The organism is Methanosarcina mazei S-6 (genome assembly GCF_000970205.1).
In the GTDB taxonomy this organism is placed as follows: Archaea; Halobacteriota; Methanosarcinia; order Methanosarcinales; family Methanosarcinaceae; genus Methanosarcina; species Methanosarcina mazei.
In genome coordinates this window covers 4,054,814-4,069,793 of record NZ_CP009512.1, presented here as the reverse complement: position 1 = coordinate 4,069,793, position 14,980 = coordinate 4,054,814, and the positions used below count along the sequence as shown (strand labels likewise).

The following is a 14,980-nucleotide window of genomic DNA, read 5'->3' as shown; positions in this document are numbered from 1 at the left end:
GTACTCTTGAGCAAGAATGGTTCTGGAAAAAAAGTAATTGGAAAAACGAAAAGATCGTCTTCTGGCGCCAGAACTTTTAAACCCGCAATTTTTCTTCTGGGTTTTCTCATGATAGTTGTGGGTGTCTTCGGGGTACTTTATAATCCTTCCAATTCCACATATGGGAATCTTCCCTGGGAGCTTTCAGAAGCAGGAATTTTATCTTTTTCAGAAAGAGGAGAACCTGTATTTACACTTCAGGAAATTAAAGACTTTTATTCGCCTGAAAGTCCGGATATTTTGAAACTGGTCTCTTTTGAAAGCGGAGGCGATAAAGTCGAAGCTTTGCTCAGGATTCCTGCAGACACTTCTTCTCCTTCTCCGGGAATAATCCTGCTTCCGGGTGCAGGGGTCAGTAAAGAAGGGGAACAGGGACTGGCTTCAGAACTTTCAAGAATGGGGTATGCATCCCTTACTTTTGACCAGCGAAACCAGGGCGCAATAAATATAGAAAGAGACCTTGAACTTTTCAAAGTTGGTCTTGACCCTGTCGAATACCTTATGATCTATGATGTTCTCAAAGCCGCAGATGTGCTTTCTGCTCAGCCTGAAATCGACCCGGAAAGGCTTGCAGTCCTCGGGGAAAGTAACGGAGGCAGGTTTGCGATTATCGCCTGTGCCCTTGAGCCTTCCCTTAAAGGGGCTATAGGGATAAGCACATCGGGGGACGGCACAGAAGAGCTCGACCCTTCACAAATTGCTGACTCTGAAGCTTATCGGCTCTATTGTTCAATTGACCCGGAAACTTACCTCAGTGCGCTTCCGCCTTCAAAGCTTGTTATGATCCATTCCTTTAACGATACTGTAATATCTCATGAACAGGCACTCAGGACTTTTGCCCTCGCAGAAGAGCCAAAGGCAATGTACAATACTACTGATGAAACACACGGATATACGGCTTCCATGCAGCCCTATCTTGAAAAAGAACTTTCTCTTTTGTTTAAATAAAAAGATAAAAATAGGGTTTTACCCCTGAACTCAACTGATTCGTTTAAAGTGTTTTGAATATGGCAGCTTTTCAGCAACTCTCAGGTCTACGGGAACTTAACGGAATAGGTGAGCGAGTAGCCGGCAGGCTTGTCGAGCACTTCGGGAGCGAAGATGCAGCTCTCCAGGCAATCCTTGAAGGTGATATAGCTTCGCTTTCCGAGGTAAATGGTGTCAGCCATACATTTGCTCTTTCCCTGGCCAGGGATGCCAGAGGCAGGGCTGAAGGGTGTGCAATTTCCGATTTTCTGAAGACAAAAGAAGCCCTTGACCTGTACTCCCGCCTTCTTGAGCTCATAAAAACTTTTGCTCATACCTCACATGCCAGGGACAGGATGGACCTCTTTTATCCATTTCCTGCGTCCCGTATGGACCTTATTGAAGAGAGGCGGGCTTTTGTTGCAGATTATCTGAAAATCGCAGACGTCCTTTCTGCAGATAAGGAGTTTATCGCTCTCCTTTTAAGGGTGAAGAAACTGAAGCCTGTGCCTGGAAACCTGAGGGCGAGGGACAGGATAATTCTTTCAGGAGACCGGAAAATTCTGGATGCAGCCAGGGAAAGGTTTCAGGCATTCTTGACTGTTCAGGCGGTAGAGAGTTTTTCCGAGTTTGTGGACCTTGCAAGAGGATACTCCAGTGTTATTGTATTTGATGATAATTTTCTCAGCTTTGACCTTCCTGAAGGGCTTGAGCCAGAGCTTTTCCAGGACCCCTCAAAAGCCGAGTTCTGGCAGATCCTGCCTGAGGTAGAGCTGGCTTTTTTTGCCAGAAACCTGGACTGCGTCCTTGCCTGTTTGAATATAGTATCCACTCTCAGGATTGCGGGTTTCAGCTTTTTTGAAGATCTCTCAGACGCCGAGCTCGAAGACCTCAAAACTGCCCTTCTGAAGGTTGGAGAGGATGGAAAGCCCGTTGAAGGGCTTGACCCCGAACTTGACAGGCTTGAAACCGCACTGAAAAACCTTGATCCCATACTCACCTCTACCTTAAACGAGGCAAACCAGCGCATGAACCGGACGCTGGAAGCAAGCTCTCTCACCCTGAGCGGGCAGGAACTCATCAAGCTTGTGAGTGGAGGGATGGAGATCAAAGACCTGCTGGCAAAAGAGCTGCAGAGAGTCTATACAGGTGAAATCGAAGCACTAAAAGAGGAACTTTCGGAAAAGCTCGATTTCCAGAAGCAGGAAAAGCTGATGCTTGATTCCCTCTTTTCCGATGAAATATCCTATCCTCTCAGGGCAGAACAGGCTCAACTGCAGCTTTTCAGGCAAAAACTGAGCATGTCCCTTGAAAAAACAAGGCTTTCCCGCAAAAGGGAGCTTGCAAAAACCCTCTCAGTTTTCCGCCAGCCTGTAGAAAAGCTTGTAAAGGAGATTTTAGACTTTGACCTGGGGTTTTCAATAGCATGTTTTGCCTCACAGTTCCGGCTGAAGATGCCGGTAATCGTTCCTGAAGCCGGAATAGGCTTTGAAGCCGGGGAAAATCTCTTTTTAAAAGCCAGATACGGAGAAATTGATCCTGTAAGCTATTCCGTTGGAAAAACGAGCTTTTCTCCTGTGGATATGGAAAACCGGGTCGTACTTTTAAGCGGGGTGAACTCAGGAGGAAAAACCTCCCTGCTCGAACTCCTTGCTCAGTGTGTGGTTCTCGGTCACATGGGCTTTCCTGTCCCGGCAATGAAGCTTGAACTCGGACCTGTGGAGGAATTCTATTATTTCGGAAAATCAAAAGGGACTCTTGATGCAGGAGCTTTTGAAACCACCCTTAAACAGTTCTCAGTGCTTTCCGAAGCTTCCGGGAAACTTGTGCTCGCCGATGAACTGGAATCAATTACCGAACCCGGAGCCTCAGCCCGGATTATAGCGGGGATACTTGAATATCTTGCCCGGAGTGAAGAGAGCCTCGGGATTTTTGTTTCCCACCTCTCCGAGCTTATCCTTGAAAACACAGAGACAGAAATCAGGGTAGACGGGATCGAAGCCGAAGGGCTGGATTCCAGCCTGGAACTTATAGTAAATAGAAATCCTATATACAATCGTGTTGCAAGGAGTACTCCCGAACTGATTGTGGAAAGGTTGCTGAGGAAGACAACAGGAAAAGAGCAGGAGTTTTATGCTCATTTAAAGAATAAATTTAAAAATTGAAAACTCATTGGCTCTGGAGAAATTAAAAACTATTGAATTTTTCCAATCTTTTTCTACTTCCGGGTTTCTTTTAAAATATTTTCATTTCGCTTACATGCCACATCTCACACATATACCGCATCTCACGTACATATTATATTTTGAGTACATGCTACATTTTTCTGGCTTTTTTGATAGTCTTACTGTAATCATATCCCGTTATTTTCTTTTTCGCAGGTCTTAAACATTTTTCTTTTGTTTATTTTTTTTATTTTCTAAGAGATAGTGTTATAAATCTTTAGTACTATATATTAATAAATAGTAGTGAGTTTATTAGGAGTTCGAATAGCTTTTACGTTTCTATTAACCCAAAAGTCTATATACGTCCTATTGTCAATGCATCTCCGATAACTTTATATGAAGATGCACCTCGTCTCAGACAGGAATCTGAAAACCTTAGCAGGTGGAACGGTTATTAATGGGTTGATACGCAATTAGGTTCAGTTTATCCTGAACCTGAATATTTTGATTGCTAAACGGATTCAGGTCACCTTTCCTTCAGCCCTGCTAATTATACTGAACAAACATACGGTAATTATGTCAAATTATAAAACAGGCAAAAATCTTATGTCCAGATCTTCTGATATTTTTGGGGACAGGTCTGAAAAGATACAAAACCCAGGTCATGCGTGATAGGAATGGAACGGAACTTCCCAATTCAGTGCGCAGATTTTGATAGATTGGTTACGGATAGTGTTGAAGGAACCCGGGTTGAAGTATCAGGCATGCCTGACCTGAGTGACCCGTGCTTTTATGCGGATAGGGAATACAGCTGGCTCCAGTTCAATGCCAGAGTGCTTGAAGAGGCTCTGGATGAACGCAATCCTCTGCTTGAAAGAGTCAAATTTCTTTCTATCTTCGGGAGTAACCTTGATGAATTTTTTATGGTCAGAGTCTCCGGGGTTCAGAAACGTATTACGGAAGGGATAAAGGAAGACTGCATAGACGAAGTGGCCCAGGAACAGCTTCGAGTTATCCGGGAAGAACTTTTAAGGCAGCTCCCTATCAATGATAGCTGCTGGAATGAAATACTTGAACCCGCCCTCAGGGAAAATGGGATTGAAGTCCTTAATTACTTTGAACTTTCCGGAGAAGATAGGGAGAAACTCAGAGATTATTTTGAAAGAAATATTTTTCCTCTGCTAACTCCTCTCGGGTTCGACTCAGGTCATCCTTTCCCGCACATCTCAAACCTCAGTCTTAACCTTGCAGTACTTATTGATGACCCGGAATATGGCGAGCGTTTTGCGAGGGTCAAGATCCCTCCGATGTTCTCAAGGCTCATTGTTGTGCCTGAAGGAAAACAGGAAAAAATAATTTCCAGTTTTGAAGAACTGAAGACGGGACGCTTTGTGTGGCTTGAACAGCTAATTGCTGCAAATCTCGACCTTCTCTTTCCAGGCCAGCGAATCCTCGGAGCTTACCCTTTCAGGATCACAAGAGATGCAGATCTCGGGTTTGATGAAGACGGGGATAAAGACCTCCTTACTGCTGTAAAGCAAAGGGTAGGAAGAAATTACTTCGGGCCCGCTGTCCGGCTTGAAACCGATTACACTATGCCTGAGAAGGTTTCTGATATCCTCCTCAAGAATCTGGATCTTACACGCCCACTTATGTTCAGGTCGGCTGCGCCTCTGGGGCTTTCAAGCCTTATGAAGCTTGCCCAGATTGACCGCCCTGAGCTTAAATACGAGCCTTTCGAGCAGAAAAAACATCCCCGAATGGCTGATAGAGAAAATATTTTTGCAGCCTTAAAAAAGAATGATATCCTTCTCCATCACCCTTATGACAGTTTTGAATCTGTAATCGACCTGGTAGAAGAAGCCGTTGACGACCCTGATGTCCTGGCAATTAAAATGACGCTATACAGGGTAGACGATAACTCCAGGATCATCCAGGCTCTCATGAAAGCTGCAGACCGTAGCAAGCAGGTTGCAGTCCTTGTTGAGCTCAAAGCCCGTTTTGACGAAGAAAACAACATTGGCTGGGCAAAAGAGCTTGAACGTAAAGGGGTACATGTAGCCTATGGTTTCCCTGGCCGCAAAACCCATGCCAAGATGTGCCTGATAGTAAGGGCTGAAAAAGAAGGCGGCATCAGGTATTATGTGCATATGAGCACTGGAAACTACAATGCTGTTACAGGAAAGATCTATACTGACTGCGGCTATCTGACAAGCGATTCCTTCATAGGAAAAGATATTTCCGACCTTTTCAATGCCCTTACAGGCTATTCAAGGAAAGACCATTATATTAAACTCCTGGTAGCTCCCCAGACAATGAGACATCAGATTCTTGAACGTATCAGGCGCGAAATTGATGTGCACGAGAAGTTCGGAAACGGTCATCTGATCTTCAAGATGAATTCCCTTGTGGACTACCAGTGCATCCGTGAGCTTTACAGGGCTTCACGGGCCGGAGTAAAGATAGACCTTATTGTCAGGGGTATCTGCTGCCTCAGACCCGGCATCTACGGGCTGAGCGAAAATATCAGAGTAACTTCGATAGTCGGGCGTTTTCTTGAGCACTCAAGAATATATTATTTCAGGAATGGCGGAAAAGAGGAAATCTTCCTGGGAAGCGCCGACCTTATGCCCCGCAACCTTGACAACAGGGTCGAAGTCCTCTTCCCGGTGTCCCAGGACTATATACCTGTCATGCGCGACATCATTCTCGGTATCCATCTGAAAGATAATGTAAAAGCCCGACTCCTGCTTCCAAACGGACGGACTGAAAGGATTTATCCGCAGCCCGAAGAAGAAGAGCTGGATTCCCAGGTCTGGATGCTTGAGAATAGGGGCAGCTGGGATATTAAAACAGAACGCTGAAAAAAATTTGAGGAAATCTAAATTTTTCTTTTTTCTTCTTTTTTTCACCTGTATTCGTCTTTTTTTCCTTTTATTCTACTATTCTTTTTTCCTTTCTGCTTTCTTTTTGCTAATTTTCTGTTTTTCCTTTTCAATATAGAACCTTTATATAAATTTCAAGAGATTCACATGGGCAGGGTTTTTGAACTTACAATTTTACATATATAGAAAGATACAAATAAGGAAAATAAAAGACCAAAACAAGTCTCAAATAGAATAAAAATGTGAACGAATATTGTGAAGCTTATGAAGCTCTCGAATCCTTCAAGAAAAACGAAAGGCAGGGCTTTCAGGTGGTCGTAAATGGAACCCGAGAAAATTTCAGAAGGCAGGGTTGTTGCGTTTATTGATATAGGGACCAACTCGGTCCGGCTTCTTCTGGTCCGGATCAATCCTAATGGGTCTTACCAGCCCCTGACCAAACAGAAGGAAACGGTGAGGCTTGGAGAAAAGGAGTTTATAGACAGGATCCTCCAGCCAGAAGCTATGGAGCGGGCAGCCTTTGTCTGTAAGAAGTTTATGGAGCTTTCAAGGGCTTACAGGGTAGAAGAGATTATAGCCGTGGCTACCTCTGCGACCCGGGACGCAAGCAATAAAGTCCAGCTCCTTGAAATGATTAAAAAGGAAGCAAACCTCGAGGTCTGCACGATTTCAGGTTCGGAAGAAGCCCGTCTGATTTATCTGGGGGTTTCGAGCGGGCTCAGACTCGGAAACTCAAAAGCCATTTTTATCGACATCGGGGGCGGAAGCACTGAAGTGTCTGTAGGTGACCAGAACCAGTATTATTTTCTTCACTCCCTTAACCTTGGGTCAATTCGCCTGACAAATATGTTCCTTCCGGATGAAACCGGCCCTGTCTCTGAGGAACGTTATGAACAGATCAAGGCGTACATCCGGCGCAAGAGTGCGGACATAATTAAAGAGCTTTCCAGATATACGGTAAATTTTGTAATTGGAAGTTCGGGAACTATTGAAAACCTTGCCAAAATCGCCTTTGTTTACCTGCATAAGACAGCTCATGAAAGCTTTGAGAAACTTGAGTATGAAGACCTGAAGAAGATTGTCAGGGCAATGTGTGCCCTTTCGCTTGAAGAAAGACGTAAATTCCCCGGAATAAACTCACAGAGAGCAGACATAATCCTTGCAGGGGCTGCAATTATAGAGACTTTTATGGAAGAACTCGGACTTTCCGAGATTACGGTCAGTAAGCGCGGGTTAAGGGAAGGCCTTCTCGTAGACTATATCTCGAAGAGTGAGTTCTCGTATTTGGTCACTCAGATGTCGGTAAGGAAGCGCAGCATTATGCAGCTCGGCCTTGCCTGCAATTTTGATGAGGAACATGCCCATACAGTTTCAAGGCTCGCTCTTGAACTCTTTGACAGTATTCAGGCTCTCGGCATCTATGAGTTTGAGGAGAGTGAGAGAGAGCTTCTCGAATACGGTGCAACCCTGCACGACATAGGAACATTCCTCTCATACGATACTCATCAGGCACATGCCTATCACCTTATAAGAGAGAGCAACCTGCCTGGTTTCCAGCCTGAAGAAATCGAAATCATTGCAAATCTTGCCTATTTCCACAGAAAAAACACTCCTAAAAAGAAACACCCCAACCTTGAAGGGTTGAGCAAAGAATCTGTAAAAAGTATAAGGGCGCTCAGTGCCCTGCTCCGTATTGCCGAAGGGCTTGACCGCTCCCATACCGGCATAGTGTCCCATGTCCGTTTCTATATAGCCTCCACAGAGAGCCTTGTGCTTGAGATGCATGCTCAGAAGGAATGTCAGCTCGAAATCTGGGAAGTCGAGAAACATAAAAAGTACTTTAAGAAAATTTTCGGATATTCTCTCCAGTCCAAGGCAATTATAGAACAGACTGCGGGAACCCCATTAATTTTCAAAGGAAATGTTGAAATTGAGGAAATGCCAAGGGACTGAAACTTATTCGTGAACGGGACTCTTCCAGAAATGGAACCTTTTCAAAACTGGAACCTTTTCAAAACTGGTTTTTTCGGTTTAAAGTTGTTTCAAAAATAAACTGGGAATCTGTCATGGGCTCTCATACAGGCTTCTGATCGCACCCTCAATTTTTTTTCTGAATTCGCCTGTCCGGACTTTTTCCCAGGATTCCGGAAAGGTGTCAAGCAAAGTTAAAAGTTCTGCTTCCCTGTATGCAAGATAAGCTTCAATTCCTTCAGAGGTTTCGGGAACCTGCTTTTTATCTGATACCTTTTCAATTTCTGTAAGTTTCCAGGCGCCTGTCTTTATGTAAGTCCCCAGCATTTCAGCTGCGACGGCTGCATCATGAAGGTCTCCAAGGTGGTCCTGAAGGGCTTTAAAGTCCTTAATCAGGCTTTCAACCTCTTTTCCGAGCACGTTTTCAAAGAACTCAAGTGTATAACGCAATCCTTTGGCAGCAATCCTGAGCCTGTGCAGCCTCTCAACCGAAACATAGGGACCTTCAACCCATTCGGAATAGGCGCTTATATTCGCCAGACGGGCGTAAAGGATCGAGGGAAGAACGTCCTTTACCCTGTGCGGAAGAGAATCATGTTTTTCCGTAGTTGTCGGAAGAACCCAGCTTTCAGGAAAGTCCAGAAACTCCGAAAAGTCTTTTTTAAAACGGCTGTATTTTTCACTGTCAAGGTAGTCAAGCATTTCTTCTCTGGCTTTCTCCCTTTCCTCTGAAAGTATAAGAAAAAGAGGGTCAAGGTCATGTTCACGCCCTGGAGGCAGGGTTTTCAGATAATCTTCCGCCTTTTCCCGGAAAACATCCAGGTCCCGGACTCCTCCCAGGGCTCCGAGAGTTCTCTTAAGACCCTTAATGTGAGGTTCAACTTTTTCAGATTCAATATATTCATCAAAAACTATTGCTGCTGCCCTCATCCTGCGGACCGCAACGCGCATGTCATGCAGGTCTTCTATATCTTCTCCTTTTCTTGTCCCTTTTTCGTGTGCAAGCATCTGGGAAAACTGATATGCAAAGATCCTGTGAGCAACAAAAGCCATGGGGTCTTCCGGACTGACCGTGTATTTTTGTGTCTCTTTTCTTTTCCTCTTTTCAGCTCTTTTTTCTGCTTTTTCCCGGGTTTCTTCTGACTTTTTCTCTGATTTTTTGGCTTCAAACGGCTCTTTTGCCTGAATAAACCGCAAATTCGTGCTGAAAAGGCATTCCCACAGCTCGCTTCTTTTTTCCGCTCTTTTTGCAGTTTTTTCAGCGTTAGCTCCCATAAGTTCTATTTCAACTGTCCCTTCAAGCTGTCTGAACCCGCAGGGCAAATACATATGATTTTCGGTTTCTAAAGCGTTAGCTATTTGCAGAAAAGCCGCAAGGGTGAGGGATTTGTTCTGGAAAGCAGGAGAGAGGTCGATATTTATCTCTTCAAGAGCCAGACATGGATTTTTCTCACTTATTGAAGGTTCCTGGAGTTCCACAATCAAAGCCAGTATCTTTAACTCATGAAGCTTCAGGCCTTTAAGGGGGTGAGTAAGGATAATCTCCCTGCTAATAGGGGATTCTTCTTCCTTACGTGCCGTACTTCCAATATTTTGCAGAAGGGATGCAAGCCTCAGCAGCTCCCTTTCTTCTTTTCCAAGGCCGTGATAGGCGGAAAACCCATCAAAAAGGGCAAGAGCTCCTGAAGTTATATTTTCTGCTTTCTCTATGCTGATTCCGTAGAATTTTAAGAGGGCTTCGGGAGTCCATTCTTCGTAACCAATTTCTGTCCATCCGTTTTCTGGACTCCCTTTTCCGGATTGAAAATAAAACATCAGTTTTTTTTCCAGGGTTTTCTTTTTGGCTCCTGTAAACGGAAAGATAGAAAGCCTTTCTTTTTCAAACCGCGAGACCAGGGCTTCAATTTCAGGTTCCGGAATTTTGAGTAAAAGGCTGAGTTCTGCTTGAGTACTTCCACTGTCAAGTAAAAGCAGAATTTTAGCCTGTTTGCCGTATATGTTTTTGTAGTTAGCCACCTGTGTACAGACGGCTCTTTCCCTCAGGTCAAGCAGGGTTTTTTCCGGGAGATTTTCCCTGAACATATAGGCTCTTTCAAATTTTGAAAAAGGATTTTCCACAAGGTTGTAATGGCTCAGCAGGAAATCCCGGATAGTTTCAAGGTCTTCAGCAGTCCCTCCGCTTTTGAGTTCGACTTCAAACTCGCTGTATATTTTTTTCCTGCTCTCGCTTTTGAGGTTCACTTTATCCAGATACAGGTCAGCTATCGGTTTTCCTTCAAGCTTTAACTGGCGAATCATCCTTTTCTGTTTGAGGGTGATTAAAGGAAACAGGTCAAGCCCTGAAGTAAATTCGAAAATCATATTCCTGATTCTAAGGTCGGGGCATTCGAGCACAGACAGCCCTTCAGGCAGAAAGCTGACGTATTCTTCCCTCCTGTGGGTTCCGGCTTTAAAACCTCCCAGGCTTTTGATAGTAATCCATTTCCCTTTTTCTCCTGAGGATTTTCTCACTCTCAGGTAATACCCTGAAGCCATTATGTCTTTATTTTCAGTATCAAGAAAAGAGTCCTCATTCAGCTGGGCCTTAACTTCAGAAATTGTATAAGAAGCAAGCCTGGAGAGATTTTCAAGTTCTTTAAAATCTTTCTCTTCAGGCACCAAAAATTTAGATTCTATTTCCATATTTTCTCCCCGCTCCTCTATGAATACCTGGCACTAATGGTCCTGTTTTTCAAATGTTTCTGTTTTTCGGATATGAAATTATTTTTTAATAAAGGCTCAGTAATATTTTCACGTTTATTTTTGGCTAATTTTAACAATATTTGTTTCTTTACTGCTTTCTATTTACTTTTTAGCTGTTTCTATTTTAATTCTTCTTTTATCCGTTTTTTCCTTCAGTTAATAAATATCCTTTTTACAAATTAGATTTAAATACATTTATCAGCGTAAATTATAGATTTCTCTCTTTATCAGAGCCAGGTTATTGATGTACCTGATTATCAGCTTTCTTGACAGTCTGCCAGAACTACGGGATGCCTGTTCAGAAGCAGCTCATTATTTGTGATAATTCAAAAGCTCATTATTCGTAATAATTCAAAAAAGCTAAAACGTAATAGAACATATTTATGAAAAATTTAAACAGAGAAATAGCTATATCTACAAAAATTCAACCCGTTTATATTAAAATCAGAGATTTGACTTCTTAAATCCTGTGTTAAAAACTGTGGAATTAGAAACTTTAATTTCACTGAATTCTCTGTCTGATTAGACTGCGTTATTAGAATTGGTCAGATCCTATCAGTCAGGCATAAGCAATCAGATACTTTTACAGTCCAGCACTCAAAATCAGTATCCTGTAATCACAGGAAATCCACTGATAAAAATTGGGCGATAAAAATGCCGCATTAAAATACACATCCAATTAAAAAGGAGCAGGTTTCCTTGACAGGTAACGATATACTACTCTGGGACGAAACCCTATTTAAGGACCTTTCGGTACTTGAGCCGGATTATCTCCCGGAATACTTTCCCCACAGGGATTCGCAGTTAAACGCGCTCAGGTTTGCACTTAAACCGGCTCTGCGCGGTATGCGTCCTTTAAATTGTTTGCTGGTCGGGCCTCCAGGTACAGGAAAAACAAGTGCAATCATGAAAACATTCAGAGAAGTTGAAGCTCATGCTCCAAATGTTGTTACTGTAAAGGTCAACTGCCAGATTGATTCTACACGTTTTGCCGTGATGTCAAGGATTTACAGGCAACTTTTCGGGATCTCTCCACCTAATTCCGGGATTGCTTTTAGGAAGCTCTTTGAAACCGTTGTAAATTTCCTGGTTTCCTCGGAGAAAGTCCTGATTATAGCGCTGGACGACCTTAATTATCTCTGCTGCGAAGGCCATGCCAATGAAGTAATGTATTCTTTGCTAAGGGCTCATGAGCAGTATCCAGGGGCAAAGATCGGGGTTATAGGGATCGTAAATGACGCATCTGACCTTTACTGCCTGGATTCAAGAGTTAACTCTGTTTTTCTGCCTGAAGAAGTATCTTTCCCAAGATATGAGGAAGGAGAGATTCTGGATATCCTGAAGGACAGAGTCAGGTACGGTTTTTATCCGAAAGTAATTTCTGATGAAGTTCTGAAACTTGTTGTCTCTTATGTGGAAAAGACAGGAGACTTGAGGGTTGGAATTGACCTTCTCAGACGTTCGGGCTTTAATGCCGAACGCAAAGGAAGACGCATGATTTTATTTGAGGACGTTGAAAAAGCATATGAGGCATCCAAACTGCTCCACCTTTGCAGGGGAATAAGCCTCCTTTCGGATCCTGAAAAACAGCTGCTTGAACTGATAGCAAAGAAAGATGAAATTAAAGCTGGAGAGCTCTATAAATCCTTTCATGAGCTTACACAGTTAGGATACACCCGCTTTTACGGAATGGTCAACAGGCTTCAGACCCTTAACTATGTTGATGCCGATTTTACAGGCAAAGGCAAGAGAGGCAGGACACGGATAATAAAAACAAAATATGAAGCTGAAGACATCCTTAATTGCCTTAAAAAAGCCTGAAAGAGAAAAAAGAACGTAGATTCACATGGATTTTCCGTTGAGAGTTCGGAAAACTTCTTTCAGACCTGGAGCATTTTCTGACTGAATTTTAAAAAAGGAGCAGTAAAGATACTGCACCTTTTCTGGATTCAATCAGTTTTCGGTTTTTCTCATTTTTTCAGGAATTTACATCATTCCTGGTGGCATTCCGCCCATTCCCGGCATTCCACCCATTCCTGGCATTCCACCCATTTCTTCAGGGCTTGGGCCTGCTGCACGGGTAGAAGCAATGATGTCGTCGATCCTGAGGATCATGACTGCAGACTCTGTGGCTGCATTGATTACCTGGGTCTTGACTCTGAGGGGTTCGACTACGAAGTTCTCCCACATGTCAACGACCTTGCCTTCGTAAACGTTGAGACCTGCAGTCTTCATGCCTTTCTCGTGCTGGGAGCGGAGCTCCATGAGCATGTCTATCGGGTCGAGACCTGCGTTCTCTGCAAGAGTCCTGGGGATAACTTCAAGAGCTTCGGAGTAAGCTTTTACTGCAAGCTGTTCCCTGCCTTCGAGGGTTGCTGCGTATTCCTGTAGCCTGAGAGCAACCTCAACTTCAGGTGAGCCGCCGCCTGCAACGAGCTTTTCGTCTTCGATTGCAACTCCTACTACGCGGAGGGCGTCTTCAAGAGCGCTGTCGATGCTGTCAACCACATGTTCTGTGCCACCGCGCAGAAGAATGGTAACAGCCTTCGGGTTGTCGCAGCCTGTGACAAAGGTCATGCTGTCGCCGCCAACCTTCTTCTCTTCAACGAGTTTGGCAAAGCCAAGGTCTTCGGGGACGATCTCGTCAAGGTTGGTGATGAGTTTGCCGCCAGTTGCTCTTGCGAGTTTTTCCATATCGCTCTTCTTGACTCTGCGGACTGCGAAGATACCTGCTTTTGCAAGGTAGTGCTGGGCGAGGTCTTCGACACCCTTCTGGCAGAATACTACATTTGCGCCGCTGTTGATAACTTTCTGGACGATCTTCTTGAGCATCTGCTCTTCCTGGTCAAGGAAGGACTGAAGCTGGTCAGGAGAGGTGATTGAGATTTCTGCGTCCACTTCGGTGTCTTTAAGTTCGATTGCGGTGTTCAGGAGGGCGATCTTTGCATCCTTTACTTTCTCAGGCATATTTGTGTGGACTCTTTCCTTGTCAATGATCATGCCTGGGATGAGCTCGGAATCTTCGGTTTTGCCGCCGACTTTCTTGACAACGCTGATGTTTTCCTTGTCAACTGACATCTTACCGTTTGTGTCGACAACGCTTGTAACGGCATCCACGGCAATTTCAGCAAGAAGCTTTTTGGAGGACTCCGCACCTTTTCCGGTCATGGCAGTTTCGGCAATGCTGAGCAGAAGGTTCCTGTTACCCATGTCTACACTCATTGCCAGGGAGTTAAGAACCTCAATAGCTTTCTCGGCTGCCAGTCTGTATCCGGATGCAATAATTGTCGGGTGAATTTCCTGTTCGATCAGGTCCTCGGCTTTGTTTAAGAGTTCACCTGCGACAACAGCTGCACTGGTGGTTCCGTCTCCTACTTCATCGTCCTGGGTCTTGGATACTTCTACCACCATCTTTGCTGCAGGGTGCTCGATGTCCATCTCTTTGAGAATGGTTGCTCCATCGTTTGTAATGACCACGTCGCCCATCGAGTCCACAAGCATCTTGTCCATACCTTTGGGACCAAGGGTGGTCCTGACTGCTTCTGCTACTGCTTTTGCAGCCATAATGTTGTTGCTCTGGGCATCCCTGCCTCTTGTTCTCTTACTTCCTTCTTTTAAAATGAATATTGGCTGTCCTGCCATTATTTAATCCTCCTTATTAGTGTGAGTTTGGAATTGCTCTGGAATTAAAATCGCATTTTACATGTTTGTACTTCTATATAAACTCATCCCATCAACCTCTACAGGATAAGTGTGCTCTGACCTTTTAGTTATTCAAGAAATAGCCCAATATAGTCCCTTCTTATACTGAATCTCTCTCATAGAAAAGACAGGATTAAAAACCGGGTGTATATGGATACATACTTTCGGTTCCGGGTTTCTTTCAGAATAAAAGGGGCAAATAACTCAGCAATACAGAACATATGGAAATAAGGTGCTAAAACAAAAGATAAGAACAAAAAACTCAGTGATAAAATCTAAAAAACTCAAGGATGAAATCTAAAAAACTCAAGGATGAAATCTAAAAACTCAAAGATGAAATCTAAAAACTCAAGGACGAAATCTAAAAAACTCAATGATAAAATCTAAAAAACTCAAGGACGAAATCTAAAAAAACTCAAAAATAAAAACAAAAATTAAATAATAAAATATAAAATAGCCCAAGGTTAAAAATAAAAAAAATTAAGGATAAGAACAAAAAATCTCTTAAAA

The 14,980-nt window shown here is 43.6% G+C and carries 7 protein-coding genes; 5 read left to right on the top strand and 2 right to left on the bottom strand.

From position 1 onward, the window contains the following. The first annotated feature begins 6 nt into the window (after positions 1 to 6). From MSMAS_RS17485 to MSMAS_RS17470, 4 genes are all read left to right on the top strand, one after another. On the top strand, positions 7 to 987 hold the full coding sequence (locus MSMAS_RS17485; RefSeq protein WP_226987711.1) for an alpha/beta hydrolase family protein: 981 nt from the start codon (positions 7 to 9) through the stop codon (positions 985 to 987). 59 nt (positions 988 to 1,046) lie between these two features. Next, positions 1,047 to 3,170: an endonuclease MutS2 gene (locus tag MSMAS_RS17480; RefSeq protein ID WP_015411773.1), complete on the top strand. Its 2,124-nt coding sequence runs from the start codon at positions 1,047 to 1,049 to the stop codon at positions 3,168 to 3,170. Between the two features lie 677 nt (positions 3,171 to 3,847). Then, the gene (gene ppk1, locus MSMAS_RS17475; protein WP_011033321.1) at positions 3,848 to 6,034 is read left to right on the top strand and encodes a polyphosphate kinase 1; all 2,187 of its coding nucleotides are present in this window, start codon (positions 3,848 to 3,850) and stop codon (positions 6,032 to 6,034) included. A gap of 342 nt (positions 6,035 to 6,376) precedes the next feature. After that, positions 6,377 to 8,008 carry a Ppx/GppA phosphatase family protein gene (locus MSMAS_RS17470; RefSeq protein WP_011033322.1) on the top strand — a complete coding sequence of 544 codons (1,632 nt, stop codon included), beginning with the start codon at positions 6,377 to 6,379 and terminating at the stop codon, positions 8,006 to 8,008. A 111-nt stretch (positions 8,009 to 8,119) separates the two neighbouring features. On the opposite strand, the gene MSMAS_RS17465 is transcribed toward MSMAS_RS17470, so the two are convergent. After that, the gene (locus tag MSMAS_RS17465) at positions 8,120 to 10,708 is read right to left on the bottom strand and encodes a CYTH and CHAD domain-containing protein (RefSeq protein WP_048046875.1); all 2,589 of its coding nucleotides are present in this window, start codon (positions 10,706 to 10,708) and stop codon (positions 8,120 to 8,122) included. A gap of 759 nt (positions 10,709 to 11,467) precedes the next feature. Between MSMAS_RS17465 and MSMAS_RS17460 the strand changes: the two genes are divergently transcribed. After that, entirely contained in the window at positions 11,468 to 12,589 is a 1,122-nt protein-coding gene (locus MSMAS_RS17460; RefSeq protein ID WP_048046874.1) for an ORC1-type DNA replication protein, read from the top strand. Positions 12,590 to 12,754: 165 nt separating this feature from the next. On the opposite strand, the gene thsB is transcribed toward MSMAS_RS17460, so the two are convergent. Then, positions 12,755 to 14,410: a thermosome subunit beta gene (gene thsB / locus MSMAS_RS17455; RefSeq protein ID WP_048046872.1), complete on the bottom strand. Its 1,656-nt coding sequence runs from the start codon at positions 14,408 to 14,410 to the stop codon at positions 12,755 to 12,757. Positions 14,411 to 14,980: the final 570 nt, after the last annotated feature.

Bases quoted from the DNA above. Each gene is read 5' to 3' on its own strand.
- ppk1 (WP_011033321.1), top strand. From the start codon at position 3,848: ATGGAACGGAACTTCCCAATTCAGTGCGCAGATTTTGATAGATTGGTT.
- thsB (WP_048046872.1), bottom strand. From the start codon at position 14,410: ATGGCAGGACAGCCAATATTCATTTTAAAAGAAGGAAGTAAGAGAACA.
- MSMAS_RS17470 (WP_011033322.1), top strand. From the start codon at position 6,377: ATGGAACCCGAGAAAATTTCAGAAGGCAGGGTTGTTGCGTTTATTGAT.
- MSMAS_RS17465 (WP_048046875.1), bottom strand. From the start codon at position 10,708: ATGGAAATAGAATCTAAATTTTTGGTGCCTGAAGAGAAAGATTTTAAA.
- MSMAS_RS17480 (WP_015411773.1), top strand. From the start codon at position 1,047: ATGGCAGCTTTTCAGCAACTCTCAGGTCTACGGGAACTTAACGGAATA.